This window comes from Mycobacterium hippophais, assembly GCF_027529605.1.
Classification (GTDB): Bacteria; Actinomycetota; Actinomycetes; order Mycobacteriales; family Mycobacteriaceae; genus Mycobacterium; species Mycobacterium arseniciresistens.
Genome location: NZ_JAPZPY010000001.1, coordinates 1,093,823 through 1,119,896, shown reverse-complemented (window position 1 = coordinate 1,119,896; position 26,074 = coordinate 1,093,823). Strand labels below are relative to the sequence as shown.

Sequence of the window (26,074 nt, the reverse complement as noted above, 5' to 3'; positions counted from 1 at the left end):
TCAGACCCCGGCGAGTGCGAACGAGCGGTCGGGCTGCCCGGCTGCGACCCTGGCCAGCTCGTCGTTGACCCTGCGCTCGACGAGCAGCGGAATGAAGTCGCGGATCACGCTGTCCTCGAACCGGCGGTAGGCATCGTCGACGGTGGTGGCCACCAGGCCGGCTGGAACGTCCGAGAACCTCGCGACGAGCCGGTGCTCGACGTCGTCGATCAGGTCGCGCTCACTCTTCTTTGACACGGCATTCATCCTCAGTCAACTTATGTAGACCGTCAACGTTTGCTGCGTCACATGACTTGACACCCGTCAAGTGAGTGTATGGCCGGGACGCCCTGGTTGGGCCTGCACCGCGACGGGTAGCCGGTGCGCGACGAGAAAGGGGCAGCCATGCCACGCGGACAGGGGATCTACGACGACGAACTCGCCGACGAGCCCAAGGGCGGCCGGCCGGGCCCGACCGACGAGGGCAAGGAGGGCGGAATGGCGACCCGGGAGGTGGCTCCCGAGGTCACCACGCCCGAGGACGCCCCGGAGTCGTCGGACTAGACCTATTCGGCGTCGCGTCCCTCGCGGCTGCGCCGGTAGGCGGCCTCCCGGAAGTCGGTGAGCCAGCCGGGGAACAGGCGCACGCCCGGCGCGCTGTTGTGGGTCGGGTCGAACGAGACGTCCTCGCCCTTCGGGGCGCGGGCCCGCAGCGTCAACGTGGCCAACGGGTGGAACTCGCCGGTGCCCGCGGCCTGCTCGATGTCGAACTCGAGCTCGCCGTCGCCGGCGATCCGGTCTTCCGCCGCCGACAGGGGGAGGCCCGCGACATCTAGCACCGTCGTCATGCGGGCACGGACCCACCACAGGCCGTCGCCGTACCGCAGCGGCATCAGGCTGGTGAACGACACGTCGGACCAGCTGGCCACCGGCCGCAGCAGCAGCCGGCCGATCCCCTCGCCGAAGGTCGAGGCGAGCAGCACGTCCCAGGGCCTCCCGGACTCCGGATCTGTCATCCGCCAGGCGAGCCCGACGATGTCCGGCCAGGAGTCGGGCAGGCCGACGGCCTTGGATACTCGGCCCACAACGTCGCCGGACGGCACCGGCAGTCCCTCGTTCGGCGGGGCGACCCGTTCGATCGTCCCAGTGGCCAGCACACCGGAGGGATGGAACAGCCGAGCGTGCCGTAGCGCGGCGCCGGCCTGGACGGGAAGTGCGGCGATGTCCGAGATCTTCATCGGTTCTGGGTGCCCCGACGGGTCCCGTGCAAACCCGGCCGGGGTTTAGCGAATCGCACGGCGGGCATTAATCATCGCAGTGCTGTGACACCACAGCGAAGCTCGTCGAAAGGCCGAAGTGACCACCGCATACACCGACGAACGCGACACCGTTGTCGTGCCGGAGGGCGTGTACGCCCCGCAGGAGGATTCTCAGCTTCTGGTCGACGTGATGGAGAAGACAGGGCTGGCGGTCGGCAACCGGGTCGCCGACCTGTGTACGGGCAGCGGCTTCGTCGCCATCGGCGCGGCGCTGCAGGGTGCATCCGCCGTTGCGGCCTTCGACATCTGTCCGCGCGCGGTGCGCACCGCGCGCGTCAACGCGGCCGCGGCCGGCGCCGCCGTGGATGTGCACCTCGGTTCGTGGGCGAGGGCCGTCGAGTTCGGCCCGTTCGACCTGATCGTCAGCAACCCGCCGTACGTGCCGCACGACCCGGAGCTCGCGGACGACGCGACGATCCCGGCCCATGCCGGCCCGCCGCGGGCCTGGAACGCCGGACCCGACGGCCGGCTGGTGCTCGACCCGCTCTGCGCCGCGGCGCCCAGCCTGCTCGCCGACGGCGGGTCCATGCTGATCGTGCACTCCGAGTTCTCCGGGCCCAGGCAGACCCTGGCCGGTCTGGCCGCGGCCGGCCTCGACGCGGAGATCATCGCCTACCAGTGGATCCCGTTCGGCCCGGTGCTTACGGCGCGAGCCGCGTGGCTCGAGGAGGCCGGGCTGCTCGAGTCGGGCCGCCGCGAGGAGGAACTCGTCGTGATCAGAGCCGACAAGCCGTGAGTGAGGAACCCCGCCTCGTGCGGGTGGTGCCGAACGGGCCCGTGATGGTGCAGGGCCCGGTCCGCATCGAGATGCCCGACGGCAGCGTCGTGGAGTCCGACCGCTTCATGGTCGCGCTGTGCGTGTGCAAACGCTCGAAGAACTACCCGCTGTGCGACACCAGTCACCGGCGCCGCCGCAGGAGCGGCGCCGGGGAGAAGGCCGACAAGCTAGACCAGCGGCCGGCGTAGCGAGCTCTCGCCGTCGGCCCAGCTGCGCATCACGTGGTCGGCCAGGCGGTCCTCGACGAGCGCGTGTGCCCTGATCCCGAAGACGACGTCGGCGTCGAGCTGCGGTTCCCGCGCCACCAGGTCGCCCACCACGTCGGTGCGCACCACCTGCTCGTGCACCGCGTCGGCCTCCACGTGCTCGCGGTAGAAAGCCACACACGCCTCCGGGGCGGCCATCCGCTCGAGTGCGTCGACCAGCCTGCGCGATCCGGGTGAGGACGTGATCTCGGTGGACGCGAAGTGTCCGACGGCCGCACCCCGCAGCGCTCGGTGCAGACCGAACATCGACATCAGGTTCACCGCGGCCAGTGCCTCTGCGGGCACGTGGTCGATGTAGCCGAGATAGGTGTTGTCCAGGCCCGCCGCCTCCAACAGATCGGCGAACAGCTGCTGATGCAGCCGCGGGCCCCGGCCGCCGCCGAATTCGTCGAACTCGACGGCGACGAACGACGCCTTGGCCTGACCGGTGAGCCGCGGGATCGCGAAGGCGTGCGGATCGCCCTCCTTGAGGTGGTAGAGCGAGCGGTGCACGAAGTACTCCTGCATCTGCTCCCAGGTGCCCTCGTCGCGAAGGTAGTAGGACGGGCCGGAGCCGTCGGCCGGTTCGATGGCCAGCGCGTCCATCTCGGCCGCAGCCGTCTCGTCGTCAGAGATGTCACCGACGTCGTTGCGCACAGCGGTGAGGAACGCCTGCTCCAGCTGGCCGCGCAGATGCAGCAGGCCGGCATTCCACTCCCAGGCCGGATCGACGCCCGCGAAGCCGCGATAGTGCAGCTCATAGCAGGTGTACAGCGCCAGGTGCAGGTCCAGACCGTACGGATCGGAGTCGCCGACGGACGCCTCGACGCGGGAGAGGTGATTGCGCGGAGCGCGCTCCGACAGCAGGTTCACCACCGCGAGGGACAGCGGGCCGCGGGCCTCGGGGAGCGTCGGTTCGGTCAACAGGGGCGCAAGTGTCACGCGTGTCTTTTACCCCGTCACGACGTGGGCAAACACCCGGCGCGACGAGTTCAGAAGCGCCAGAGGGCTTCTTGGGTCGTGCTGGCGACCAGAGCGCCGGACGTGTCGTACAGCGAGCCGATGGCCAGCCCCCTGGCGTCGCTGTTGTTGACGCCGTTCACCTCGTAGCGGTGCCAGTGATGCGGGACGAACGGACGGTGGAACCACACCGAGTGGTCGAGGCTGGCCGCCATGCCGGCGCCGGGGACCGCGGGCGCGCCGGGCGGGCGCGCGGACGGCACGGGCCCGAAGTCGGACATGTAGGTCAGTGCGCAGGCCCGGACCAGGGGATCGTCCTCGATGTGCTCGACGGTGCGGATCCAGAACGGCGGCACCGCGAAGGGGGAGTCGTCGTCGGGGTGCGTGCGGATCTCGAAGTGCTCTACCGACTCCAGGTCCGGCGACTTGGGCACCGCGTCGGCGAATGCGATGCCGGGCGTGCGCCGCGGGTGCCAGTCGGTGCCCGCCTCGGGCCGGTGGAACGAGGCGATCATCTCGAGGATCGCGGTGCCCTGCTGGACGGCGGTGACGCGGCGGGTGTCGAACGATCTGCCGTCACGGGTGCGCTCGACGTGCAGTTCGACGTCGACGCCGTAGCGGCCGCCGCGCACGAAGTAGGCGTGAAGGGACTGCGGCAGCTTGTCGGGCTCGACGGTTGCGCCCGCGGCGCCGAGGGCCTGGGCAGCGACCAGCCCGCCGAACAATCGGTGCTCGGGACCGTGGCTGACCTGGGGCGCGACGAACGTGTCACCGTCGCGTCGGTACTGCAGCAGCGCAGCGATCCAGCTGAGCCCGGCGGCAGCGGCGGCGTCGGTCTTGTCGTCGTCGAGAGCGGTCATCACCGGTGAGCCTATCCACCGCTTGGTTGGGCGGCAGGCCGGGGAGGGTGGTTGCTATCGTCGCGGCATCGCTGCCACACGCTGCTCGCGGTCCGTCGCGGCGGTCGTGACCGCGCTCGTCCTCGCCGGCTGTTCGGAGCCGCCCGCTCCCGAATCGGTGACCTCTGCGCCGGTCCCGTCATCGGCGCCCGTGGCTGAGCCGGCGCCGGCGCCGCCCCAACCGGCGCAGCCGCGACTGGCCGCTGAGCCCGCGCAAATCACGGACGACCTGGTTGCCGACGAGCGCGCGCTGCGCGACCCGTCGTCGCCGGAGGCCGTGCTGCGGGCGGCGGCGCGGCGTCAGCAGGCGGCCTACCGCGCGATCGGCAGGCATCCCGAATGGGACGCGGTCACCCGTCCCCGTGTCCCGCAGTCGCTGCTGACGGTCTTCGACTTCAACGTCTCCGCGCGCCGCGCGCTCGACGCGCTGCTGCAGGGCGAGGCGAAGGACACGTTGCCCGCCTGGCGGATCGACCCGCCGCGGCCGGCGCAGGAACTGCTGAGCCACTACCGGGAGGCCGAGGCGGCGTCCGGGGTGGGCTGGAACTATCTGGCCGCGATCAACCTGGTCGAGACCCGGCTCGGCAGCATCGTGGGCACCAGCACGGCCGGCGCACAGGGTCCGATGCAGTTCCTGCCCTCGACGTTCGCCGCGTACGGCGACGGGGGTGACATCTACGCCCCGCGGGACAGCATCCTGGCCGCCGGGCGCCACCTGGCCGCCAACGGCTTCGCCGCCGATCCCGGACGTGCGCTGTTCCGGTACAACAACTCCGACGATTACGTGCAGGGCATCACGGACTACGCGGCGGTGCTCGCGGCCGACCCCGCGGCGTTCACCGGGTACCACCGGTGGGAGGTCTACTACCGCACGACGGCCGGTGACGTGCTGCTGCCCGTCGGATACTCCGCGACATCGCCGGTCCCCGTCGTGGACTACCTGGCGACACACCCGCAGTAGACATCGCCGCGCTCAAGCGACACGAGCGGCGCGCGGGCGGATCGGCAGAACGGCTTCGGGCACTCACTGACTGTGCGGCGCGGGGTAGGGCTCGAGAAGTTGGTCGACCGGTGCGTAGTCATCGGTAAGCACCTGTGCGTTGCCGATCCAAGCGGACAAGTGGGCGTCGGCGATAAGGGTCCATCGCGTTTCACGGGTGTCGAGCGCTGTTTGGAGCCTGCCCTGATCAACTCGGCGGTCGGAGGCCACCACGACGAGATTGCCGCCGTCCGGCGGGGTTGTCGGATCGAGGCCGAGATCGTTGGATTCGCCCGCGAGAATGACTCGATCGAAGGTGCGCCTCAAGGTCGCGACCTCCGCGCGCGCGAATGCCTGATCCCCATGGTCGATGAGGTTGGCGACGTACATGCCGTCGGGTTTCAGGACTCTGCGCACGTCGGCCATCGCCTCGACGGTGGTGAGGTGCCACGGCACACTCACACCGCCGAAGGCGTCGCCGACAATGAGATCGCGGCTGCCGGCTTCGAGTCGGCGCAGGCCGAGTCTGCCGTCTTCGACGCGAAGGTCGATCCCGGTTTCTGATGCGCCGAGTACGTCGCGGTCGATGCGCACCACTCCGCCGTCGATCTCGGAGACAACGTTGTCCGTGCCGGGCCGGCGGGCGGCGAGATAGCGGGGAAACGTCAGCCCTCCTGCGCCGAGGTGATAGGCCGTCAGGGGTTCGGAGCCGGGAAACGACGCATCGACGATCGAGGCGACGGCACGGATGTAGGTGAATTGCAGGTAAGTCGGATCATCGACGTCGACGTACGAGTGCCGCACACCGTCGAGTTCTAGGGTGCGGCCGCTGCTGCGGTCGGGGTCTGCGATCAGCCGGGCGCAGTGGTATTGCGTTTCCGCGTCGCACCCGCCGGGTGCGACGTAGCCGGCGACACCACCCGCCACGGTCACGAGCGCCAATGCTGCCGCACGAGCACCGCTCCACCTGCGGCTTCGCCACTGGAACAAGCCGGCGCCTGCAACCAACAACACTCCGAGGCTGACCAGGATGGCGGTAACCGGTAGCCGCGAGATCAGGACGAAGCCGGTCAACACCGTTCCGGCGATCGCGCCCGCGGTGCCCACTCCAGACAGTTGCCCCACCACCGTGCCGGTCTCGGCGAGCCTGCTCAGCCGCAGCTTCGTCACCATCGGCGTCACCGCGGACAGCAGCGCACCCGGCACCAGGATGGTCACAGATGCCATCGACATCAGAGCAGGTGGCGCCCACTCGGCCACACTTCGCAGCAGCGCCGGCGTGAACGCCACGACAGCCCCGGACACGCCCAGCGCGGGCCCGATGAGATGACGCGGATCCCTCCGGTCGGCGACACGCCCTCCCATCCAGGATCCGAAAGCGATTGCGCAAAGCGCGATTCCGATGACCATCGTGCTGGTTTCGAGTGTCAGTCCCAGATACGGAGCCAGCAGTCTCAGCGCGGTGATCTCGACCACCAGCACCGCAGCCGACGACAAGAACACCAGCGTTGATGCCGTACGGGAATCCATCATCGTGACTTCTGGGGTCTCGGGCTGCCCGGGCAGGCGATTCGCTTCAGCCACGTAGTCCATCCTCGCAGGCCACTGAGCGACGGCTGCCCATCTCTCGACACCTACGCAACAAGGCCCTGACCGGACCTACCGGATCAGGGCCTCCACCTGCACTGAGTCGGGGTGGCGGGATTCGAACCCACGACCTCTTCGTCCCGAACGAAGCACGCTACCAAGCTGCGCCACACCCCGCGTGAAGCTTTGACAGGGTATCGCACCGGCGGGCCGATAAGCCAAACGGATACCGCGACCGGTCAAGCGGCGCAGATCACTTCCGCACACGGGAAGGAAGTGGGTACCCCAGACGTTAACCACGGTGACGGCAGAGCGCCGACCGAGAGGCAGAATCGAGGCACGACATGACCGGGTTGGGAGCGTCCATCTATCTGGGGTTCTTCGTCCTGGCGGCAGTCTGGCTGTTCCTGACCTCCGACGGCCCGCTCATCAAGGGCTCCGACGATCAGGACCAGCGGCAGGACCGCTCGAACTCCACGAGTGACTCGGCGGACTCCGAGGGGTCGATGCCCTGGCTGGTCAGCCACTCGTCGCAGAAGTAGGTGTCGGCGTAGCGGTCGCCGCTGTCGGCGATCAACGTCACCACCGAACCGCTGCGCCCCGCCGAGGTCATCTCCGCGAGCAACCCGAACGCGCCCCACAGATTCGTCCCCGTCGACGGGCCCACCCGCCGCCCGAGTACGGCGCTGACGTGGCGGGCTGCCGCGACCGACGCCGCATCCGGCACCACCACCATCCGGTCGACCACACCCGGCAGGAACGACGGTTCGACGCGCGGCCGCCCGATCCCTTCGATGCGTGACGACGAGCCCGTCGCATCGTCGCGCCCCTGCGCGTAGGCCGGGAAGAAGGCCGAGTTCTCCGGATCGACCACACACAGGCGGGTGGCGTGCCTGCGGTAGCGGATGTAGCGGCCGATCGTCGCACTGGTGCCGCCGGTGCCCGCGCCCACCACGATCCACTCCGGGATGGGGTGCGCCTCGTCGCGCATCTGCTCGTAGATCGACTCGGCGATGTTGTTGTTGCCCCGCCAGTCGGTGGCCCGTTCGGCGTTGGTGAACTGGTCGAGATAGTGCCCGCCGGTCTCCTCGGCGAGCCGCTCGGCCTCCGCGTACACCTGTGACGACTCCGCCACGAAATGGCAACGCCCACCCTGTGATTCGATGAGCGCGATCTTCGACGGGCTGGTCGTCGACGGCATCACGGCGATGAACGGCAGGTTCAGCAGCGCCGCGAAGTACGCCTCGGACACCGCCGTGGAGCCCGACGACGCCTCGATGACGGTGGTGTTCTCGCCGATCCAGCCGTTGCACAGCGCATAGAGGAACAGCGAGCGCGCCAGCCGGTGTTTGAGGCTGCCGGTGATGTGGGTCGACTCGTCCTTCAGGTAGAGCGCCACATCGGCGTCGGCGCACCATGCGGACGGCAGCGGATAGCGCAGCAGGTGGGTGTCCGCACTCCGGCGGGCGTCGGCCTCGATCAGCCGGATGGCGTTGTCCAGCCACTCGCGCGGCTGACTGCGGGCTGCGGTGGCGGCCCGGTCGATCACCGCGCCGACACGGCCGGGTGCGACTGGCCGGCGCGGCTGCCCACGTCCTTGCCGCCGATCGGCGCGGCCACCAAGGTCAGCATCGTGGCCTCGGGCCTGCAGCAGAACCGCAGCGGGGCGAACGGCGATGTGCCGATACCCGCCGAGACGTGCAACTGCATGCGGGCGCCCCAGCGCGAGGCGCCCTTGGCCCGCGACCGGTCGAGTTCGCAGTTGGTCACGATGGCGCCGTAGAACGGCAGGCACAGCTGGCCGCCGTGCGTGTGCCCGGCCAGCACCAGCTGGTATCCGTCGGCGGCGAAGCGGTCCAGCACGCGCGGCTCAGGCGAGTGCGTCACCCCGAGGGTGAGGTTCGCCGTCGAGTCGGCGGCGCCGGCGATCGCGTCGTAGCGGTCCCGCTTGAGGTGCGGGTCGTCGACTCCGCCGATGGCGATCTTCAGGCCGGACACCTCGAGCTCGCGGCGGACGTGCGTCATGTCGACCCAGCCGCGCTCGGTGAAGGCGGCGCGCAGGTCCTGCCAGGGCAGTGGCTGACCATGCACCCGGTGGCTGGGATTGGTGATGTAGTTCAGCGGGTTCTTCAGCCGCGGCGCGAAGTAGTCATTGCTGCCGAACACGAACACGCCGGGCACCGACAGCAGGTCGCCGAGTGCCTGGACCACCGCGGGCACCGCCCGGGGATGCGCGAGGTTGTCGCCGGTGTTCACCACGAAGTCCGGCTGCAGCCGCGCCAGGTCCCGCAGCCACGCCTGCTTGCGGCGCTGACCGGGGCGCATGTGCAGATCGGACAGGTGCAGCACCCGTAGCGGCGACGAACCCGGCGTCAGCACCGGCATGGTGACCTCGCGCATCACGAACGCGTTGCGCTCGATCAACGACGCGTAGCCGATGCCGGCGGCCAGGCTGCCGACGGACACGGCGGCGGCGTTCTTCAGAACCGTCGAAGGGTCGGGCATGACTCGCAGCCTACTGCGAGTCGTGCCCGCTCACCCCCTCGCGCCCCGCAGCCGTAAGCAATCGCACAGGTCGATCACGGTGGCGGCGGCGCCGGTGGTGGCGGCGGCCCGAGCACCGGCACGGTGATCGGCGGGAGCCCGGGGATCTGCACGACGGTCTGGCCGACCGGCGCAGGCGGGCCGCCGGGCAGACCAGGGATGCTGACCGGCGGCGGAGGCGCCGGTGCGATGCCGTTGCTGACCTGGATCGTGACGATCGATCCCGGGATGGTCTGCCCGCTCGGCGAGGTGCCCACCACGGTGCCCGCCCGCGAGCCGCTGTTCACCGAACTGATCTGGTCGGCGACCTGGAATCCGGCGTCCCTGATCCGCTGCCGGGCGCCGTCGGTGGTCAGGCCGACCACACTGGGCACCTGCGACCCGGGGCCGCCGTCGAGGTAGCGCGGATCGGTCGGCGGCAGCACCACGTCACCGAAATTGGTGGCGATCGGCTTCATCGCCGCGAACCACGTGCGCGCCGGTTCGTTGCCGCCGAACAGACCGCCCGAACCGCACTGGCGCAGCGGGAACGAGCACAGCTCGCTGGGCTCGGTCGAGTCGTCGTAGATGTAATTGGCCGCCGCGTACTGGTTGGTGAATCCGAGGAACGCCGAGGACCGGTTGGATTCGGTGGTGCCGGTCTTGCCCGACATCGGCAGGTTCCAGCCGACCGAACCGGCGGCGCCGGCCGCGGTGCCCGAACCGGTGTCGTCCTTGCTCAACGCGTTGGCCAGCGTGTTGGCCAGGCCTTCAGGCACCGCCTGCTCACAGGTCTCGGTGGTGACCGAGACCTCGTTGCCCGTGCGGTCGAGGACCTGGGCGATCGGGTTGGGCGGGCACCACACGCCGCCGGAGGCGATGGTCGCGCCGACGTTGGACAGTTCCAGGCCGTTCACCTCGATGGGGCCGAGGGTGAACGAACCGATGTTCTGCCGCTTGACGAAGTCGGCGAGGCTCTCGTTGCTCTCCGGGTCGTAGTCGCGGGCGGTGCCCGGCAGCGCGTAGGACCGCAGGCCCAACCGCACGGACATGTCGACCGCCCGCTGCACGCCGACCTGGGAGATCAGCTTGGCGAACGCGGTGTTCGGCGACGTGGCCAGCGCGTCGGTCACGTTCATCGTGCCGCGGTACCCGCCGGCGTTGCTGACGCACCAGGTCGCCGCGGGGCAGCCCGGCCGGTCGCTGCTGCCAAGGCCCTTGGCCTGGAACTGCCCCGGGACGGACAACTGGGTGTTGATGCCCATGCCCATGTCCATCGCGGCGGCGACGGTGAAGATCTTGAACACGGACCCCGCGCCGTTGCCGGCCAGCGAGAACGGCTGGGGCTGCATGGTCTCGCCGGCCTCGGTGTTGAGGCCGTAGGTGCGGTTGGACGCCATCGCCAGCACCGGGTGCGACTCCTTGCCCGGCTTGATCACGCTCATCACGCTGGCCACGCCCTCGAGGTCGGGGCTGGCGAACTGGTTGATCGCCGACTTCACCGGCCCCTGCACGTCGGGGTCGAGCGTCGTCCTGATCAGGTAGCCGCCACGGGCCACCTGCTCCTTGCTGATCCCGGCGCGCGCCAGGTACTCCAGCGCGTAGTCGCAGAAGAATGCCCGGTCACCGGCGGCGATGCAGCCGCGCGGGAGTTCGTTGGGTACCGGCAGGATGCCCAGCGGCTGCTCCTTGGCCGCCCGCAGCGCTTCTGCCTCGGCCGGGATGTTGTCGATCATCGTGTCCAGCACCAGGTTCCGCCGCGCCAGTGCGCCGTCGGGATTGGTGTAGGGGTTCAGCGTGCTGGTGGACTGCACCATGCCCGCCAGCAGCGCGGACTGCTGCCAGTTCAGTTCCGACGCGTTCACCCCGAAATAGGTCTGCGCGGCGTTCTGGATGCCGAACGCGCCGTTGCCGAAGGACACCAGGTTGAGGTAGCGGGTGAGGATCTCCGGCTTGGTGAACGTCTTGTCCAGCGTGAGCGCCATCCGGATCTCACGCAGCTTGCGGGCGGGTGTGGTCTCGATCGCCGCGCGCCGCTCGGAGTCGGTCTGAGCGATCACCAGCAGCTGATAGTTCTTGACGTACTGCTGTTCGAGGGTCGATCCGCCGCGGGTGTCGGCGTCGCCGCGCATGTATCCGGCGAGGCCGGTCAGGGTGCCCTGCCAGTCCACGCCGTTGTGCTCGGCAAACCTCTTGTCCTCGATGGAGACGATCGCCAGCTTCATCGTGTTGGCGATCTGCTCGCTGGGCACCTCGAAGCGGCGTTGCGAATACAGCCAGGCGATCGTGTTGCCCTTGGCGTCGACCATCGTCGACACCTGCGGGATCTCGCCCTCGACCAGTGCCGCCGAGCCGTTGGCAACCACGTCCGACGCCCGGTTGGACATCAGTCCGATGCCGCCGACCACGGGAAACAGCAATGCCGCCGTCAGCACACTGGCCAGCAGGCAGCACCAGGCGAGCTTGATGAGCGTGACGGCTCTGGGAGGGCGCTCCGGCATGGGTACAGAGTAACGAGGCCGCCGGAGGACATCCCCTGACCGGCGTGATTGCCCGTTCAGACCCCGCCGCGGGGATCCGCGTGACCCGGCAAAGTGGGCGTGTCGGCACGGCAGTGCCAAAAAAGTGCCCGAGAAACTGTTGCGTAAATGCCCGCTGACCACCTAGCTTGGACACACAGTGCGATCCAGGACACACTTTCTGGCGCAGTGTGGCGTAGATCGCAGCAGTGATCTACTCGGGTGGACTCGCCGACCGGGGCGGCGGCAGAACGAAGGGATCGCTGGTGTCAAAAAATGGGCTCGCGGCGCAGCGTACGACGACTATTCTTCCCTCCCCGACACCGTTACCGGGCGCCGAGGCCGAGGCGCGAATCGCCTGGGTGTCCCAGGCGCGCTGTCGTCAGGCTGATCCCGATGAGCTCTTCGTCCGCGGTGCGGCCCAGCGCAAAGCCGCCGTCATCTGCAGGCACTGCCCGGTGATCCTCGAGTGCGGCGCCGATGCACTCGACAACCGCGTTGAGTTCGGCGTGTGGGGCGGGTTGACCGAACGGCAGCGCCGCGCCCTGCTCAAGCAGCATCCCGAGGTGAACTCCTGGGCCGAATTCTTCTCCGCCCAGCGCAAACACCGCAGCGCCGTCTGACGCCTGGCCTCAGGCCGGTTCGGCCTGCTGGTTCACCGGGCCCGTGATCTGATCGGCGATTGCGCGCAGCGCATCGAGATCGGACACGTCGAACGGTAGGGACGGGACGCCGACGATCGCCACGTGCGGGTTGGCGCCGGTGAACCGGGACAGCAGCCGGACCTCCCGCTTCGCGGTCGACGCCCTGGCGGCGTGCACCTGCAGCACGGCCGCGGGCAGCGAACTCGGGTCCTTTGCCAGCAGCTCCTCGGCAGCCTCGGACGCCTTGTCGGCGTGCAGGTCGCACAGCATCGGATGGGTGCGGTTGAGGATCAGGCCGGCGAGCGGCATCTTTTCCTGGGACAGCCGGTCGACGAAGAACGACGCCTCACGCAGCGCGTCCGGTTCGGCCGCCGACACCACCACGAACTGAGTGCCCCGCCTCTTGAGCAGAGCGTAGGTGCGATCGGCCTTCTCCCGGAAGCCGCCGAACGTGGTGTCGAGCATCTGCACGAAACCCGCTGCGTCCGAGAGCATCTGCGAGCCGAGGATCGTCGACATCGCCTTCATCGCCAGGCCGACGGCGCCGGTGACCAGCTTGCCGATGCCGCGGCCAGGTGCCAGCAGCATCCGCCACAGCCGGCTGTCCATGAAGCTGCCCAGCCGCTTCGGGGCGTCCAGGAAGTCCAGGGCGTTGCGTGACGGTGGGGTGTCGACGACCACCAGATCCCACTTGTCCTCGCCGAGGAGCTGGCCCAGCTTCTCCATGGCCATGTACTCCTGCGTGCCCGCCAGCGACGTGGCCACCGTCTGATAGAACTGGTTGTCCAGAATCGCTTCTCCCCGTTCGGGTCCCGAGTACTGGATCACCATCTCGTCGAACGTGCGGCGCATGTCGAGCATCATCGCGTGCAGTTCGCCGGTCACCTCGGGCGCCAGCGGCACCCGCTGCGGGGTGTTGCCGAGGTCCTTGATGCCCAGCGCCTGAGCCAGCCGCTTGGCCGGGTCGATGGTCAGCACCACGACGGTGCGGCCGTACTCGGCGGCCCGCAACGCCATCGCGGCGGCGGTGGTGGTCTTGCCGACACCTCCTGCGCCGCAACACACCACGACGCGGTTCGCCCGGTCGGACAGGATGGCCCCCAGATCGAGGACGGGCGGGGTGGTGCTCATCACCTGACTCCTTGCTGCGCGAGCTCTTCGGCCAGTTCGTAGAGGCTGCCGAGGTCGACGCCGTCGGGCAGTGCGGGCAGTTCGAGACGCGGGATGTCGAGCCCGTCGAGCTGCTCGGCGCTCTCCGCGCGCGCGGCGATGCGGGTGGCGTGCTGGATGGTCTCGGTGAGCAGGCCGGCGAATTCATTGTCCGACAGCGTGATTCCTGCACCGGCGAGTTCGGAGCGGAGGGCCTCGGCGTCGAGGTTTCCTTCGGCGGCCCCGGTCAGGTCATCGGCGTCGAGGTACGTCGGGATGTTGCGGTTGACGATGACGCTGCCGATCGGCAGGTCGATGGCCTTCAGCTCGTCGATGGCCTCGAGCGTCTCCTGAATCGGCAGCGCCTCCAGCAGGGTGACGAGGTGGATCGCGGTGAGCTCGGAGTGCAGCACCTTGACCACGCTCTCGGCCTGTGAGTGCACCGGGCCGCCCTTGGCCAGATCGGACACCGCCTTGGTGACGTCGAGGAAGCGGGCGATGCGGCCGGTCGGCGGTGAGTCGACCACCACCGCGTCGTACACCGGCTGCTTGCCCTTCTCGGCCCGGGTGACGATCTCGCGGATCTTGCCGGTCAACAGCACGTCGCGCAGGCCGGGGGCGATCGTGGTGGCGAACTCGACGGCGCCGATCCGGCGCATCGCCCGCCCGGCCAGCCCGAGGTTGTAGAACATGTCGAGGTATTCGAGGAACGCGGCCTCGGTGTCGATGGCCAGCGCGTTGACCTGCCCGCCGCCGTCGGCAGTGGCGATCTTGACCTCTTTGTAGGGTAGCGGCGGCACGTCGAACAGCTGCGCGATGCCTTGTCGCCCTTCGACTTCGACGAGCAGCACCTTGCGCCCGCCCGCCGCGAGGGCCAACGCCAGCGACGCCGCGATGGTCGATTTGCCGGTGCCGCCCTTGCCGGTCACGAAATGCAGCCGCGCCTTGGTCAGCCGCGAGGGCCAGCCGACGGGTCTACCGCCGTTGGTAGTGGATGCCACCACTGCATGCTAGCCAAGCGGGCATCCCGGACCGAGGGCACGGACCGATAAGCTCGGCGCATGAGCGAACCGACCCGCTGGGAATACGCCACGGTGCCGTTGCTGACGCACGCCACCAAACAGATCCTCGACCAGTGGGGAGAAGACGGCTGGGAGCTGGTGTCGGTGCTGCCCGGCCCGACCGGCGAGCAGCACGTCGCGTATCTGAAACGGCCCAAGTGACCTGGTCCGAGAGGCTCACCGAACTCGGGATCGAGCTGCCCGGGGTGGTGACGCCGCTGGCGGCGTACGTGCCCGCGGTGCGGACCGGCGATCTCGTCTACACGGCCGGCCAGTTGCCCATCGTGGCCGGTGAGCTGACCGCGACCGGCAAGGTCGGCGCCGAGGTGAATCCCGAGCAGGCCAAGGCGCTGGCCCGGTTGTGCGGGCTCAACGCGCTGGCCGCGGTGCACGCACTGGTCGGGATCGACGCCGTGGTGCGGATCGTCAAGGTGGTCGGCTTCGTCGCGTCGGCCCCGGGCTTCCACGGCCAGCCCGGTGTGATCAACGGCGCGTCGGAATTGTTCGGCGAGGTCTTCGGTGAGGCCGGTGCGCACGCCCGATCCGCGGTCGGCGTCTCCGAACTGCCGCGCAATGCACCGGTGGAGGTCGAGATCGTCGTCGAGGTCGCGTGAGCGACGGGGCCGCCGCGCTCCAGCATCCGGCATACGGGCAGCTGCGCCCGGTGACGGCGACGGCGTCGGTCCTGCTCTGCGACAACCCCGGCATCATGACGCTCGACGGCACCAACACCTGGGTGCTGCGCGGGCCGGGCAGTGCCGAGATGGTGATCGTCGACCCCGGCCCCGACGACGACGAACACGTCGCCCGGCTGGCCGAACTCGGCAGCATCCCGTTGGTGCTCATCAGCCACAAACACGGCGACCACACCGACGCGATCGACAAGATCGTCGAGCGCACCGGCGCGGTGGTGCGGGCGGTGGGCAGCGGATTCCTACGCGGACTGGGCGGACCGCTGACCGACGGTGAGGTGATCGACGCCGCGGGCCTGCGCATCAAGGTGATGGCGACACCCGGGCACACCGCCGACTCGCTGTCGTTCGTCCTCGACGACGCCGTGCTGACCGCCGACACGGTGCTCGGTCGCGGCACCACCGTCATCGATCACGAGGACGGCAGCTTGCGCGACTACCTGGAGTCGCTGCGCCGCCTGCAGGGGCTCGGCGGGCGCACGGTGCTCCCTGGTCACGGGCCGGATCTCGCGGACCTCGAGGCGGTGACCGCGATGTATCTCGCCCACCGCGAGGACCGGCTCAACCAGGTCCGAGACGCGCTGCGCACCCTCGGCGACGACGCCACCGCGCGGCAGGTTGTCGAACACGTCTACACCGACGTCGACGAGGAGCTGTGGGAAGCCGCGGAGTGGAGCGTCCAGGCGCAGCTGGACTATCTACGCGGGTGATTTGTGGATTCTCACCCGCGCTCACCGCGGCTGCGGCTCCACAAATCCCTGGCTACCTCGCTCGGCGGGCCAACCGCTCGGAGTCGCTGATCAGCACGCTCTTGCCCTCGAGGCGGATCCAGCCGCGGTGCGCGAAGTCGGCGAGCGCCTTATTGACGGTCTCGCGGGAGGCGCCGACGAGCTGGGCGATCTCCTCCTGCGTGAGGTCGTGGGTGACGCGCAGGGCGCCGCCCTCCTGGGTGCCGAAGCGCTGCGCCAGCTGCAGCAGCTGCTTGGCCACCCGGCCCGGGACGTCGGTGAAGATGAGGTCGGCCAGGTTGTTGTTGGTGCGCCGCAGGCGGCGGGCCAGCACGCGCAGCAGCTGCTCGGCGATCTCGGGGCGGTCGGCGATCCAGGCGCGCAGTGCGTCACGGTCCATCGAGACGGCGCGCACCTCGGTGATGGTGGTGGCGCTCGACGTCCGCGGACCGGGGTCGAAGATGGACAACTCACCGAACATGTCCGACGGGCCCATGATCGTCAGCAGATTCTCCCGGCCGTCCGGGGAGCGACGGCCGATCTTCACCTTGCCCGTGATGATGATGTACAGCCGGTCGCCGGGCTCACCCTCGGCGAACACGGTGTGCCCGCGCGGGAAGTCGACGGGCTGAAGCTGCTTGGTCAGCGCGGATACGGCGCTGGGCTCGACTCCCTGGAAGATTCCGGCCCTGGCCAGGATCTCGTCCACGTTGCCCCTTAAGCTGTTCGGTGATATGACATGCGCTATCCGCCCCTGACTGGTTAGCGAAGCCAGTGTAGAGGTACGCGCTCTCGCAACGTGCCAACGCTACACAGGATTGGCGTGGCGAGTCGGCTGAAATTGCGGATTGGGCCGATGCGTCAGATGAAGTCGTGTGGGCAAACCCGTCGGGGCGAGTCGGGTCGGCAGGGTCTCCACCGTTGCCTCGCGGTCGTGCCGTCGCCGCTGCTGGCCGACGATCGCCTCACTCATCCCGTCGCGCGCCAGCGTGTCGACGTCGGCTGCCTTGGCCTGAGCCAGGAATTCGGCGACGTCGGTGGCCGACACCGTATCTCGGGTGAGTCCGGACTCCAGCCGCTCGAGCCCGAACGTCGCCAACATCAGCAACACGGGGATGAAGGCCACGAGCAACCAGGACACACGGGGAAGTAAACACGCCGAAGGTCTCAGCAGGATCACGGTTTGTCACCGGTACGCACCACCCCGAAACAGCCTCCGAGCAGGCCGGGAACCGCTTCGGAGCAGCCGTGTCGGTGACGGTCAGTAGGCTTGCCGTCGTGACTACTGGTGCGTCGTCGGCCGAGAAGTCGACGCGGTCCGTGCCGGCGCGGCGCTCGTCGGCCAAGAAGTGGGACAACGAGACCCGCCTCGGCCTGGTGCGGCGTGCCCGCCGGATGAATCGCGAACTCGCCGTTGCCTTTCCGCATGTGTACTGCGAACTGGACTTCACCAATCCGCTCGAGCTGACGGTCGCGACCATCCTGTCGGCGCAGAGCACCGACAAAGGGGTCAACCTCGCCACGCCGGCACTGTTCGCGAAGTACCGCACCGCGCAGGACTACGCGCAGGCCGACCGCACCGAACTCGAAGAGCTGGTCCGCACCACCGGCTTCTACCGCAACAAGGCCAACTCGCTGATGCGGCTGGGCCAGGAACTGGTCGAGCGGTTCGACGGTGAGGTGCCCGCCACGCTCGAGGAGCTGGTTACGTTGCCGGGGGTGGGCCGCAAGACCGCCAACGTCATCCTGGGCAACGCGTTCGACGTCCCCGGCATCACGGTCGACACCCACTTCGGCCGGCTGGTGCGCCGCTGGCGGTGGACCGCCGAGGAGGACCCGGTCAAGGTCGAGCACGCGGTCGGCGAACTCATCGACCGCAGCGAGTGGACCCTGCTGAGCCACCGGGTGATCTTCCACGGGCGCCGCGTCTGCCATGCCCGCAAGCCGGCCTGCGGCATCTGCGTGCTGGCCAAGGACTGCCCGTCCTACGGCACCGGCCCCACCGATCCGCCGACGGCCGCCGCGCTGGTCCGTGGCCCGGAGACCGAGCACCTGCTGGCACTGGCCGGCCTCTAGCGATCCGCCGATTCCTCGTGAGCACCTCGACCCGCTGGACCGTCGTGGTGCTCGCCGTCGTCGTGGCGCTCATCGGCGCGCTGTGGCTGCAGCTGCAGGACGACGACGCCGCGCCCGGCGGCGGTACCGCGGCGGCCCGGGACCGCAGGGACGCCGACACCGCCCAAGCCCTCGCCGGTCCGCGGGCCAGGGCCGACCTGCGGCCCTGTCCGGCGGCGTCCGGGTCGGCCGGTCCGGCGCCGTTGCGCGACGTCACGCTCGAATGCGCGGGCGACGGCGTCCCGGTCGACGTCGCCGCCGCGCTCGCCGGTCGCACAGTGGTGCTCAACCTCTGGGCCTACTGGTGCGGCCCGTGCGCCGACGAGCTGCCCGCCATGGCCGAGTATCAGCGCCGCGCCGGCGACCGGGTGACGGTCCTGACGGTGCACCAGGACGAGAACGAGACCGCGGCGTTGTTGCGCCTCGCCGAGCTCGGCGTGCACCTGCCGACCCTGCAGGACGGCCGCCGACTCGTCGCGGCGGCCCTCCGGGTGCCCAACGTCATGCCCGCAACGGTGGTGCTGCGCGCGGACGGTACCGTTGCCGAAATCCTGCCCAGATCCTTCGCCGACGCCGACGAGATCGCGGCGGCGGTGGACCCGGTGATCGGCCGGGAGACAGGAGGAGGGCCGGGGTGAGCACCGCGCGCGACCAGGGTGAACTGCGCCCTGACGCCGCGCCCGGCTGGCTCCGCCCGCTCGTCGACAACGTTGGCCGGGTGCCGAGTGCGTACCGCAGGCGGGTCCCGCCCGACGTCCTCGCCACCATCACCGCGGCGAACGCCGCCGCGACGCTGACGGGGTCCAAGCGCGACGCCGCCGTGCTGGTGCTGTTCTCCGGCCCGCACGACCACCCGGCCGGCGGACTGCCCGACGATGCCGATTTACTGCTGACCGTCCGGGCGTCCACGCTGCGTCACCACGCCGGCCAGGCCGCGTTCCCGGGCGGCGCCACCGACCCCGGCGACGACGGCCCGGTCGGCACCGCGTTCCGGGAGGCCACCGAGGAGACGGGCATCGACACCGCCCGGATCACCCCGCTGGTCACCCTCGACAAGATGTTCATCCCGCCGTCGGGCTTCCACGTCGTCCCGGTGCTCGCCTACTCCCAGGATCCCGGGCCGGTGGCCGTCGTCGACGAGTCGGAGACCGCGGTGGTGGCCCGGGTCCCGCTGCGCGCGTTCGTGAATCCGCGGAACCGCCTGATGGTGTACCGCCAGGCCAACACCCGGCGGTTCTCCGGGCCGGCGTTCCTGCTGAACGAGATGCTGGTGTGGGGGTTCACCGGGCAGGTCGTCTCGGCGATCCTCGACGTCGCCGGGTGGGCCCAACCGTGGAACACCGACGACGTCCGCGAACTCGACGAAGCGATGGCGCTTGTCGGAGACCACGATGCCGCTGCCGGCGGCTACGGTGAAGGCCAATCATGACATCGTCACAGTGGCTCGACCTCGCCATCCTGGGCATCGCGTTCGTCGCCGCCGTCTCCGGCTGGCGCTCCGGTGCACTCGGGTCGCTGATGGCGTTGCTCGGGGTGGTGCTCGGCGCGGTGGCCGGTGTGCTGCTCGCCCCCCACCTGGTCGAGGCGTTTCCGGGCCCGCGCCAGAAACTGTTCGTCACGCTGTTTCTGATCCTCGCGCTGGTGGTGATCGGTGAGATCGCCGGCGTCGTGCTCGGCCGGGCGGTGCGCAGCGCGATCCGCAACCGCCCGATGCGCCTGTTCGACTCCGTGGTCGGCTCCAGCCTCCAGCTGGTCGCGGTGCTGCTGGCCGCCTGGATGCTCGGCTTCCTCGTGCAGTCCTCGGATCAGCCCAGGCTGGTGGCGGCGGTCAGCGGCTCCAAGGTGTGGAGCGAAGTCGACCAGGTGGTGCCCGAGCAGCTGCGCACGGTGCCGGGGCGGCTCAAGGCGCTGCTGAACACCTCCGGCCTGCCGAATGTGTGGCAGCCGTTCGGCCGCACGCCGATCGCCGAGGTCGAGGCCCCCGACGTCGGGTTGATCACCGATCCGGTGGTGGAGCGGGTCAGGCCCAGTGTCGTGAAGATCCGCGGTTTCGCGCCGGGCTGCCAGAAGGTGCTCGAGGGCAGCGGATTCGTGATCTCACCCGGCCGGGTGATGTCGAACGCCCACGTGGTCGCCGGCTCCGAGACGGTCACCGTCGACGCGGGCGGGCAGGAGTACGAGGCGTTCGTGGTGTCCTACGACCCGGCCGCCGACATCTCCATCCTCGACGTGCCCGACCTGCCTGCACCCGCGCTCGAGTTCGTCACCGAGGACGCCCCGGACGGCACGGACGCGGTGGTGCTGGGCTATCCCGGTGGCGGCGACTTCACCCCGACGGCTGCCCGGGTGCGCGAGCGGATCGAGCTGAACGGGCCCGACATCTACCAGAAGTCGACCGTGTCGCGGCACGTGTACACGATCAGAGGGCAAGTGCGGCAGGGCAACTCGGGTGGCCCGATGATCGACCGCGAGGGCAGGGTGCTCGGTGTGGTGTTCGGTGCCGCCGTCGACGATCCCGACACCGGATTCGTGCTGCGCTACAGCGAGATCGCGCGTCAGCTGATGAACGTGAACAACACCGCACCGGTGGCCACCGGGGCCTGCGTCGGCTGACCCGTCACGTCCCGTAGACCTGCACCAGGAAGCGCGACAGCTGTTCGTTGACCTCCTGCGGCGCCTCCTCATGGGCGAAATGCCCTGCGCCGGCGATCGATACGTAGCGGCCGTGCGGCGCGTACCGCTGCGTGCGGTACACCGGGTCCGCCAGCACGTAGGGATCGGCGTCGCCGCGCAGGTGCAGCACGGGCACGGCGATCGGCCGCTTCATCGAACGCATGAACCGCCTGCCCTCGCCTCGCAGCTGGCTGCGCACCGCCCAGCGCTGGTACTCCAGCGCCGAATGGGCGGCCGACGGGATCTGGATGGCGCGACGCAGGTGCCCGACGGTCTCGGTGAAATCGTCCGACGCCTGCCAGGGTGCCGCGGCCCGGCGGCGCACCAGCGCTTCGAGTTCCTCGGCGTCGTGGCGGGTCAGTGAGCGTTCCGGCCACACCGGCACCTGGTAGCTCAGCATCGACGGCAACAGCGCACGGCCCTGGTCGCGCCGCCGGATCGCCGAACTGCGCAGCGCCACCGGGTGCGGCGAGCTGACCACCGCGATCGCCCGCACCGCCCGGGGATGCAGCACGGCCGTCGCCCAGCACACCAGTCCGCCGTCGGCGTGACCGACGAGCGTCGCGGTCTTGTGGCCGAGCGCGCGCACCAGGCCGGCGGTGTCGCCGGCCAGGGTCCAGCCGTCGTAGCCGCGCGGGGGCTTGTCGCTGCCGCCGTACCCGCGCAGGTCCACCGCGACGACGCGGGCGCCGTTCAGTCCCCGGAGTTGGTGGCGCCACGACCACCAGAAGCAGCCGAAGCCGTGCAGCAGGATCACCAGCGGCCGCTCGCTCGTCGGCACCGGCGACGGTTCCCCGTCGTCGGCCTCAACGACGTGGAACCGGATGCCGTTGGCGTGCACCTCGAGATGCCGCCAGGGACCGTCGATCCTGGTGACCGACGGATCGGGCGGGGGCCGGACGTCGCCGCCGCGGCGGCGGGGCACTACCAGCCCGACGGGTCGGTGGTCGACTGACCGTTGGGAGATGTGAGCGCCTTGCCGGGGTTCTTGTCGTGCCCGGGGGTGAGCGCTTCGCGGGTCTCCTTGACCGACTCGATGGTCTTCTGCGGTCCGCGGATGCGGCGCACCTTGAGGTAGCCGAACAACGCCAGAACACCGGTGACCAGCACCATGATCCCGAAGACGATCAGGAATGCCGCCCAGCGCCAGATCCAGGTGTCGAGCAGTTCGGCGACGAAGAAGAAGAAGAAGAACGTGGAGTAGAACAGCACGACCAGCGCCAGGATGAAGAAGACGCTGCCGGTGAGCCCCTTCTTCACGTCGCGGGTGATCTCGGCCTTGGCCAGTTCGACCTCGGCGCGCACCAACGTCGATACCTGCGAGGTGGCGTCCTTGACCAGGTCGCCGATGGACGGGTCGGGCTTCGGCGCGTGCGGATCCACCAGTGGGATCGAGGCGACGGTGGTCGGCACGCCGTTCTTGCGGTCGCTCACGGGCACATCCTCTGCGCTTTGATATTCGGTCGCGCTTCATGTTGCCATGCTGTGACCGGCTAAACGATCCCGGCCGCCATAGACTGGGTTCAGTCAGCAGCGTTGGCGGGTCGGGCCGCATCGACAGGGGATTGGTTTGCACACCAGACACCGCCGCCACGTTCTCGTCGCGGTGATCACCGCCGTGCTCGCGCTGGCGGCACCGGCGGCACCGGCGCAGGCTCAGGGGCCGGTGGTGCTCGGGGGCGGTTCGGGCATCGTGGTCAACGGTGAATCGCTGTGCACGCTCACCGCGATCGGCAACGACAACCGCGGCGCCCTGGTCGGGTTCACCTCCGCGCACTGCGGTGGGCCGGGCGCCACCGTGGGCGTCGAGGGAGCCGAGGCCGCAGGCGTGGTGGGCACCATGGTCGCCGGCAACGAGGCGCTCGACTACGCCGTCATCGAGTTCGATCCGGCCAAGGTGACGCCGACCAACAACGTCAACGGCTTCCAGATCGACGGCATAGGGCCCGACCCGGCGTTCGGCGAGATCGCGTGCAAGCTGGGCCGCACCACCGGCCAGTCGTGCGGGGTGACGTGGGGCCCGGGGGAGGACCCGGGCACCATCGTCAACCAGGTGTGCGGTCAGCCCGGTGACTCCGGCGCACCGGTCACGGTGAACAACAAGCTGGTCGGCATGATCCACGGCGCCTTCACCGAAGGCCTGCCGACCTGCGTCGTCCAATACATCCCGCTGCACACCCCGGCCGTCACGATGTCGATCAACGCCCAGCTGGCCGACATCGTCAGCAAGAACCGGCCGGGCTCCGGCTTCGTCCCCGTCGGCGCCCGCGCGGCCTGACGCTTCTACTTGCCGGCGCGGATCGCCTCGAAGACGCTGGGGTCCACCAGCGTCGAGGTGTCGCCGAGCTCGCGGCCCTCGGCGACGTCGCGCAGCAGCCGGCGCATGATCTTGCCGCTTCGGGTCTTCGGCAGCTCGGGCACGACGTGGATCTCGCGCGGCCGGGCGATCGGCGAGATCTCCTTGGCGACCTCGGCGCGCAGCTCGTCGACCATGTCCTCGGCGCCACCCTTGGCGCTGGCCTTGAGGATGACGAACGCGCAGATCGCCTGCCCGGTCTGATCGTCGGTGGCGCCGACGACAGCCGCCTCCGCGACACCTGCGTGCCCGACGAGCGCGCTCTCCACCTCGGCGGTGGAGATGCGGTGCCCGGAGATGTTCATGACGTCGTCGATGCGGCCTAGCACCCAGATCTCGCCGTCCTTGCCGTACCGCGCGCCGTCACCGGCGAAGTACCAGCCCTTCTCGGCGAACCGCGACCAGTAGGTCTCCCGGTACCGCTCCGGGTCGCCCCAGATGCCGCGCAGCATCGCCGGCCACGGCTGGTCGAGCACGAGGTAGCCGCTGGCCTGTTCGCCGTGATCGGTGCCGGGCTCGAGCTGGTTGCCGTCGTCGTCGACGATCTTGGCCGAGATGCCGGGCAGCGGCCTCATCGCCGAGCCGGGCTTAGTGTGGGTGACGCCGGGCAGCGGGGAGATCATGATGGCGCCGGTCTCGGTCTGCCACCAGGTGTCGACGATCGGGGTCTTGTCGCCGCCGAACACCGTGCGGTACCAGCGCCACGCCTCGGGGTTGATCGGCTCGCCGACGCTGCCGAGCAGCCGCAGGCTGGACAGATCGTGTTCGGCGGCGATCTGGCGGCCGAGCTTCATGAACGTGCGGATCAGCGTCGGCGCGGTGTAATAGGTTGTCACACCGTACTTTTCGATCACCTCGAAGTGACGGTGCTCCGTCGGGGAAGTCGGCGTGCCCTCGTAGACCACCTGTGTGACGCCGTTGGACAGCGGCCCGTAGACGATGTAGGTGTGGCCGGTCACCCAGCCGATGTCGGCGGTGCACCAGTAGACGTCGGTGTCGGCCTTGATGTCGAAGACGTGGTGGTGGGTGTAGCTGCTCTGGGTGAGGTAGCCGCCGGTGGTGTGCATGATGCCCTTGGGCTTACCGGTGGTTCCCGAGGTGTAGAGCAGGAACAGCGGGTGCTCGGAGTCGAAGGCCTCGGGGGTGTGGTCGGCCGACGCGCCGTCCACGGTCTCGTGCCACCACAGGTCGCGGCCGTCGGTCCACTCGACGTCGATCCCGGTGCGGCGCACCACCAGAACGTTCTGCACCGACGGCTGGCCCTCGACTGCTTCATCCACGGCCTCCTTCAGCGACGCCGCCTTGCCGCGGCGGTACTGCCCGTCGGTGGTGATGACGAGCTTCGCCTCGGCGTCCTCGATGCGCGCCTTGAGCGCCGACGCCGAGAACCCGGCGAAGACGACGGAGTGCATGACGCCCAGCCGGGCGCACGCCAGCATCGCGACGATCGCCTCGGGCACCATCGGCATGTAGATCGCCACCCGGTCGCCGGCGGACAAGCCGAGATCGGTCAGCGCGTTGGCTGCCTTGCACACTTCGTCCTTGAGTTCGGCGTAGGTGATGGTCCGCTGATCGCCGACGGGCTCACCCTCCCAATGGATCGCGACCCGGTCACCGTTGCCCGCCTCGACGTGGCGGTCCACGCAGTTGTAGGCGACGTTGAGCTTGCCGCCGACGAACCACTTCGCGACCGGGGCCTCCGACCAGTCCAGCACCTCGTCGAACGGGGTCTCCCACGCGAGCCGCTCGGCCTGCGTCGCCCAGAACGCCAGCCGGTCGGCTTCGGCGTCGCTGTACAGCTCTTCGGTCGCATTGGCCTGCGCGGCGAACTCGTCGGGCGGCGGGTAGGCGGACGGAATGTCGGTGTGCGTCTCGGACATAGGTGTGAGCGTAGTCACCACGCGCGCCGCTGAAGGGCTGACCTCACAACCTCGGCTGCGGGCGGCGGATCCGGCGCGCCGAGCGTCGCGGAACGGTAGGTCAACGGTCGGCTAGCGTGTGCTGCCATGACAGGGGCACGCGATCCGCTGGCGCCGCTGGCCGAACTGCCGGGTGTCGCCGCCGCCGCCGAGGAGGCCCGCGAGGCGCTCGGGAAGGCGCATCGGCACCGCACCAATCTGCGCGGCTGGCCGGCCACCGCCGCCGAGGCCGCCGTGCGGGCCGCCCGCGCCTCGGCGGTGCTCGACGGCGGTGCGCTGCAGATCACCGAGGACGGCGAACCCGACCCGGTGCTCGCGGGTGCACTGCGCGTGTCCGAAGCGCTGGAGGGCGGCGCCACCACGCTGGTCGGGGTGTGGCAGCGCGCGCCGCTGCAGGCGCTCGCCCGATTGCATTCGCTGGCCGCGGCGGACCTCACCGACGACGAGCACCTCGGCCGTCCACGAGCGGACCCGGACGTCGGCCTCCGGCTGGAATTGCTGGCCGGCCTGCTCACCGGCGGCTCCAGGGTGCCCGCGCCCGTGCTCGCCGCCGTCGCGCACGGCGAGTTGCTCACCCTGGCGCCGTTCGGCTCGGCCGACGGGGTGGTTGCGCGGGGGGTGGCGCGACTGGTCACCATCGCCACCGGCCTCGACCCGCACGGTCTCGGCGTCCCCGAGGTGTACTGGATGCGCCGGTCCGGCGATTACCGGGCGGCCGCGCGCGGCTTCGCCTCGGGCACGCCCGACGGTCTCGCGGCGTGGCTCGTGTTGCACTGCACGGGATTGCACGCGGGCGCCCGGGAAGCCCTGCAGATCGCCGCCGGGGCTTCCGGGTAGCGGCGGGCGCTGAGGGCCGCCAGCAAAATGAAGCGGGCGACGCTCCGAACTGAGTTCGGCTCGCCGCCCGCTAGCACGGAGACCGGTTACCAAGCGTGCTCGGTATGGCTGC

29 protein-coding genes and 1 tRNA gene are annotated in these 26,074 nt (G+C 69.7%); 14 read left to right on the top strand and 16 right to left on the bottom strand.

All coding sequences use genetic code 11. From position 1 onward, the window contains the following. Positions 1 to 237, bottom strand: a complete 237-nt coding sequence (locus O6P37_RS05610) for a three-helix bundle dimerization domain-containing protein (RefSeq protein WP_269893088.1) — start codon at positions 235 to 237, stop codon at positions 1 to 3. A gap of 147 nt (positions 238 to 384) precedes the next feature. Between O6P37_RS05610 and O6P37_RS05605 the strand changes: the two genes are divergently transcribed. Then, positions 385 to 543, top strand: a complete 159-nt coding sequence (locus O6P37_RS05605; protein WP_264015798.1) for a hypothetical protein — start codon at positions 385 to 387, stop codon at positions 541 to 543. Between the two features lie 2 nt (positions 544 to 545). Here O6P37_RS05605 and O6P37_RS05600 read toward each other — a convergent pair whose 3' ends face one another. Further along, positions 546 to 1,217: a phosphodiesterase gene (locus tag O6P37_RS05600; protein WP_269893087.1), complete on the bottom strand. Its 672-nt coding sequence runs from the start codon at positions 1,215 to 1,217 to the stop codon at positions 546 to 548. Positions 1,218 to 1,335: 118 nt separating this feature from the next. On the opposite strand from O6P37_RS05600, the gene O6P37_RS05595 reads away from it, so the two are divergent. Then, positions 1,336 to 2,034, top strand: a complete 699-nt coding sequence (locus O6P37_RS05595) for a HemK2/MTQ2 family protein methyltransferase (protein WP_269893086.1) — start codon at positions 1,336 to 1,338, stop codon at positions 2,032 to 2,034. A 44-nt stretch (positions 2,035 to 2,078) separates the two neighbouring features. Then, positions 2,079 to 2,264 carry a CDGSH iron-sulfur domain-containing protein gene (locus O6P37_RS05590; RefSeq protein ID WP_264015812.1) on the top strand — a complete coding sequence of 62 codons (186 nt, stop codon included), beginning with the start codon at positions 2,079 to 2,081 and terminating at the stop codon, positions 2,262 to 2,264. Here the strand turns inward: O6P37_RS05590 and O6P37_RS05585 are convergent. Together O6P37_RS05585 and O6P37_RS05580 are read right to left on the bottom strand one after the other, a co-directional pair. Continuing rightward, on the bottom strand, positions 2,244 to 3,263 hold the full coding sequence (locus tag O6P37_RS05585) for an iron-containing redox enzyme family protein (protein WP_269893085.1): 1,020 nt from the start codon (positions 3,261 to 3,263) through the stop codon (positions 2,244 to 2,246). The two genes, O6P37_RS05590 and O6P37_RS05585, sit on opposite strands and share 21 nt — an antisense overlap. A 50-nt stretch (positions 3,264 to 3,313) precedes the next feature. After that, a complete protein-coding gene (locus O6P37_RS05580) occupies positions 3,314 to 4,141 on the bottom strand; it encodes an acyl-CoA thioesterase (protein ID WP_269893084.1) in 828 nt (275 codons plus the stop codon). Between the two features lie 67 nt (positions 4,142 to 4,208). Between O6P37_RS05580 and O6P37_RS05575 the strand changes: the two genes are divergently transcribed. Continuing rightward, entirely contained in the window at positions 4,209 to 5,141 is a 933-nt protein-coding gene (locus O6P37_RS05575) for a lytic transglycosylase domain-containing protein (RefSeq protein WP_408633115.1), read from the top strand. A 63-nt stretch (positions 5,142 to 5,204) separates the two neighbouring features. Here O6P37_RS05575 and O6P37_RS05570 read toward each other — a convergent pair whose 3' ends face one another. The 5 genes from O6P37_RS05570 to ponA2 form a co-directional block, all read right to left on the bottom strand. Further along, positions 5,205 to 6,689 carry a fused MFS/spermidine synthase gene (locus O6P37_RS05570; protein ID WP_269893182.1) on the bottom strand — a complete coding sequence of 495 codons (1,485 nt, stop codon included), beginning with the start codon at positions 6,687 to 6,689 and terminating at the stop codon, positions 5,205 to 5,207. Between the two features lie 160 nt (positions 6,690 to 6,849). Beyond that, positions 6,850 to 6,923 (bottom strand) — tRNA-Pro (locus O6P37_RS05565). Between the two features lie 268 nt (positions 6,924 to 7,191). Further along, entirely contained in the window at positions 7,192 to 8,295 is a 1,104-nt protein-coding gene (gene cds1 / locus O6P37_RS05560; protein ID WP_269893082.1) for an L-cysteine desulfhydrase Cds1, read from the bottom strand. Continuing rightward, positions 8,292 to 9,251 carry a metallophosphoesterase gene (locus O6P37_RS05555; RefSeq protein WP_269893081.1) on the bottom strand — a complete coding sequence of 320 codons (960 nt, stop codon included), beginning with the start codon at positions 9,249 to 9,251 and terminating at the stop codon, positions 8,292 to 8,294. The genes cds1 and O6P37_RS05555 overlap by 4 nt, the downstream gene beginning before the upstream one ends. Positions 9,252 to 9,325: 74 nt before the next feature. Next, positions 9,326 to 11,770 carry a transglycosylase/D,D-transpeptidase PonA2 gene (ponA2, locus tag O6P37_RS05550; RefSeq protein WP_269893080.1) on the bottom strand — a complete coding sequence of 815 codons (2,445 nt, stop codon included), beginning with the start codon at positions 11,768 to 11,770 and terminating at the stop codon, positions 9,326 to 9,328. Between the two features lie 323 nt (positions 11,771 to 12,093). On the opposite strand from ponA2, the gene O6P37_RS05545 reads away from it, so the two are divergent. Further along, the gene (locus O6P37_RS05545) at positions 12,094 to 12,411 is read left to right on the top strand and encodes a WhiB family transcriptional regulator (RefSeq protein WP_264015813.1); all 318 of its coding nucleotides are present in this window, start codon (positions 12,094 to 12,096) and stop codon (positions 12,409 to 12,411) included. Positions 12,412 to 12,420: 9 nt separating this feature from the next. Here O6P37_RS05545 and O6P37_RS05540 read toward each other — a convergent pair whose 3' ends face one another. Together O6P37_RS05540 and O6P37_RS05535 are read right to left on the bottom strand one after the other, a co-directional pair. Further along, positions 12,421 to 13,563, bottom strand: a complete 1,143-nt coding sequence (locus O6P37_RS05540; RefSeq protein WP_269893079.1) for an ArsA family ATPase — start codon at positions 13,561 to 13,563, stop codon at positions 12,421 to 12,423. Beyond that, complete coding sequence (locus tag O6P37_RS05535) at positions 13,563 to 14,585, bottom strand: ArsA family ATPase (RefSeq protein WP_269893078.1); 1,023 nt, start codon at positions 14,583 to 14,585, stop codon at positions 13,563 to 13,565. Before O6P37_RS05535 ends, O6P37_RS05540 begins: the two co-directional genes overlap by 1 nt. Before the next feature lie 57 nt (positions 14,586 to 14,642). Here O6P37_RS05535 and O6P37_RS05530 point away from each other — a divergent pair, with 57 nt between their 5' ends. From O6P37_RS05530 to O6P37_RS05520, 3 genes are read left to right on the top strand one after another with little or no spacing between them, the layout of a single operon-like run. Next, positions 14,643 to 14,804: a DUF4177 domain-containing protein gene (locus tag O6P37_RS05530; protein WP_014817956.1), complete on the top strand. Its 162-nt coding sequence runs from the start codon at positions 14,643 to 14,645 to the stop codon at positions 14,802 to 14,804. Next, on the top strand, positions 14,801 to 15,256 hold the full coding sequence (locus tag O6P37_RS05525) for a RidA family protein (protein WP_269893077.1): 456 nt from the start codon (positions 14,801 to 14,803) through the stop codon (positions 15,254 to 15,256). The genes O6P37_RS05530 and O6P37_RS05525 overlap by 4 nt, the downstream gene beginning before the upstream one ends. Beyond that, positions 15,253 to 16,044, top strand: a complete 792-nt coding sequence (locus O6P37_RS05520) for an MBL fold metallo-hydrolase (protein WP_269893076.1) — start codon at positions 15,253 to 15,255, stop codon at positions 16,042 to 16,044. Before O6P37_RS05525 ends, O6P37_RS05520 begins: the two co-directional genes overlap by 4 nt. Before the next feature lie 52 nt (positions 16,045 to 16,096). Here O6P37_RS05520 and crp read toward each other — a convergent pair whose 3' ends face one another. Then, positions 16,097 to 16,771 (bottom strand): cAMP-activated global transcriptional regulator CRP, encoded by a 675-nt coding sequence (gene crp, locus O6P37_RS05515; RefSeq protein WP_005063269.1) that lies wholly within the window; start codon positions 16,769 to 16,771, stop codon positions 16,097 to 16,099. Positions 16,772 to 16,870: 99 nt separating this feature from the next. Further along, complete coding sequence (locus O6P37_RS05510) at positions 16,871 to 17,164, bottom strand: hypothetical protein (RefSeq protein WP_264015814.1); 294 nt, start codon at positions 17,162 to 17,164, stop codon at positions 16,871 to 16,873. A gap of 293 nt (positions 17,165 to 17,457) precedes the next feature. On the opposite strand from O6P37_RS05510, the gene nth reads away from it, so the two are divergent. The 4 genes from nth to marP are packed head-to-tail and all read left to right on the top strand — an operon-like array spanning position 17,458 to position 20,790. Beyond that, positions 17,458 to 18,138: an endonuclease III gene (nth, locus tag O6P37_RS05505; protein ID WP_269893181.1), complete on the top strand. Its 681-nt coding sequence runs from the start codon at positions 17,458 to 17,460 to the stop codon at positions 18,136 to 18,138. 17 nt (positions 18,139 to 18,155) lie between these two features. Then, positions 18,156 to 18,815 (top strand): TlpA family protein disulfide reductase, encoded by a 660-nt coding sequence (locus O6P37_RS05500; RefSeq protein ID WP_269893075.1) that lies wholly within the window; start codon positions 18,156 to 18,158, stop codon positions 18,813 to 18,815. After that, positions 18,812 to 19,606, top strand: a complete 795-nt coding sequence (locus O6P37_RS05495) for an NUDIX hydrolase (RefSeq protein ID WP_269893074.1) — start codon at positions 18,812 to 18,814, stop codon at positions 19,604 to 19,606. The genes O6P37_RS05500 and O6P37_RS05495 overlap by 4 nt, the downstream gene beginning before the upstream one ends. After that, positions 19,603 to 20,790 carry an acid resistance serine protease MarP gene (gene marP / locus O6P37_RS05490; RefSeq protein WP_264014818.1) on the top strand — a complete coding sequence of 396 codons (1,188 nt, stop codon included), beginning with the start codon at positions 19,603 to 19,605 and terminating at the stop codon, positions 20,788 to 20,790. Before O6P37_RS05495 ends, marP begins: the two co-directional genes overlap by 4 nt. A gap of 4 nt (positions 20,791 to 20,794) precedes the next feature. Here the strand turns inward: marP and O6P37_RS05485 are convergent, their stop codons facing one another. Next, a complete protein-coding gene (locus O6P37_RS05485; protein WP_269893073.1) occupies positions 20,795 to 21,775 on the bottom strand; it encodes an alpha/beta fold hydrolase in 981 nt (326 codons plus the stop codon). Then, positions 21,775 to 22,290, bottom strand: coding sequence for a phage holin family protein (locus O6P37_RS05480; RefSeq protein ID WP_264014820.1), 516 nt, complete (start codon positions 22,288 to 22,290; stop codon positions 21,775 to 21,777). The genes O6P37_RS05485 and O6P37_RS05480 overlap by 1 nt, the downstream gene beginning before the upstream one ends. Positions 22,291 to 22,420: 130 nt before the next feature. Between O6P37_RS05480 and O6P37_RS05475 the strand changes: the two genes are divergently transcribed. Next, positions 22,421 to 23,128, top strand: a complete 708-nt coding sequence (locus tag O6P37_RS05475; protein ID WP_407667726.1) for a chymotrypsin family serine protease — start codon at positions 22,421 to 22,423, stop codon at positions 23,126 to 23,128. 5 nt (positions 23,129 to 23,133) lie between these two features. Here O6P37_RS05475 and acs read toward each other — a convergent pair whose 3' ends face one another. Then, positions 23,134 to 25,086: an acetate--CoA ligase gene (gene acs, locus O6P37_RS05470; protein ID WP_269893072.1), complete on the bottom strand. Its 1,953-nt coding sequence runs from the start codon at positions 25,084 to 25,086 to the stop codon at positions 23,134 to 23,136. 126 nt (positions 25,087 to 25,212) lie between these two features. Between acs and O6P37_RS05465 the strand changes: the two genes are divergently transcribed. Then, the gene (locus O6P37_RS05465) at positions 25,213 to 25,962 is read left to right on the top strand and encodes an oxidoreductase (protein WP_269893071.1); all 750 of its coding nucleotides are present in this window, start codon (positions 25,213 to 25,215) and stop codon (positions 25,960 to 25,962) included. Positions 25,963 to 26,074: the final 112 nt, after the last annotated feature.

Bases quoted from the DNA above. Each gene is read 5' to 3' on its own strand.
- O6P37_RS05555 (WP_269893081.1), bottom strand. From the start codon at position 9,251: ATGCCCGACCCTTCGACGGTTCTGAAGAACGCCGCCGCCGTGTCCGTC.
- O6P37_RS05590 (WP_264015812.1), top strand. From the start codon at position 2,079: ATGGTGCAGGGCCCGGTCCGCATCGAGATGCCCGACGGCAGCGTCGTG.
- O6P37_RS05530 (WP_014817956.1), top strand. From the start codon at position 14,643: ATGAGCGAACCGACCCGCTGGGAATACGCCACGGTGCCGTTGCTGACG.
- ponA2 (WP_269893080.1), bottom strand. From the start codon at position 11,770: ATGCCGGAGCGCCCTCCCAGAGCCGTCACGCTCATCAAGCTCGCCTGG.
- O6P37_RS05605 (WP_264015798.1), top strand. From the start codon at position 385: ATGCCACGCGGACAGGGGATCTACGACGACGAACTCGCCGACGAGCCC.
- O6P37_RS05465 (WP_269893071.1), top strand. From the start codon at position 25,213: ATGACAGGGGCACGCGATCCGCTGGCGCCGCTGGCCGAACTGCCGGGT.
- nth (WP_269893181.1), top strand. From the start codon at position 17,458: ATGAATCGCGAACTCGCCGTTGCCTTTCCGCATGTGTACTGCGAACTG.
- O6P37_RS05510 (WP_264015814.1), bottom strand. From the start codon at position 17,164: ATGTTGGCGACGTTCGGGCTCGAGCGGCTGGAGTCCGGACTCACCCGA.
- O6P37_RS05570 (WP_269893182.1), bottom strand. From the start codon at position 6,689: ATGGATTCCCGTACGGCATCAACGCTGGTGTTCTTGTCGTCGGCTGCG.
- O6P37_RS05540 (WP_269893079.1), bottom strand. From the start codon at position 13,563: ATGAGCACCACCCCGCCCGTCCTCGATCTGGGGGCCATCCTGTCCGAC.
- O6P37_RS05600 (WP_269893087.1), bottom strand. From the start codon at position 1,217: ATGAAGATCTCGGACATCGCCGCACTTCCCGTCCAGGCCGGCGCCGCG.
- marP (WP_264014818.1), top strand. From the start codon at position 19,603: ATGACATCGTCACAGTGGCTCGACCTCGCCATCCTGGGCATCGCGTTC.
- acs (WP_269893072.1), bottom strand. From the start codon at position 25,086: ATGTCCGAGACGCACACCGACATTCCGTCCGCCTACCCGCCGCCCGAC.
- O6P37_RS05580 (WP_269893084.1), bottom strand. From the start codon at position 4,141: ATGACCGCTCTCGACGACGACAAGACCGACGCCGCCGCTGCCGCCGGG.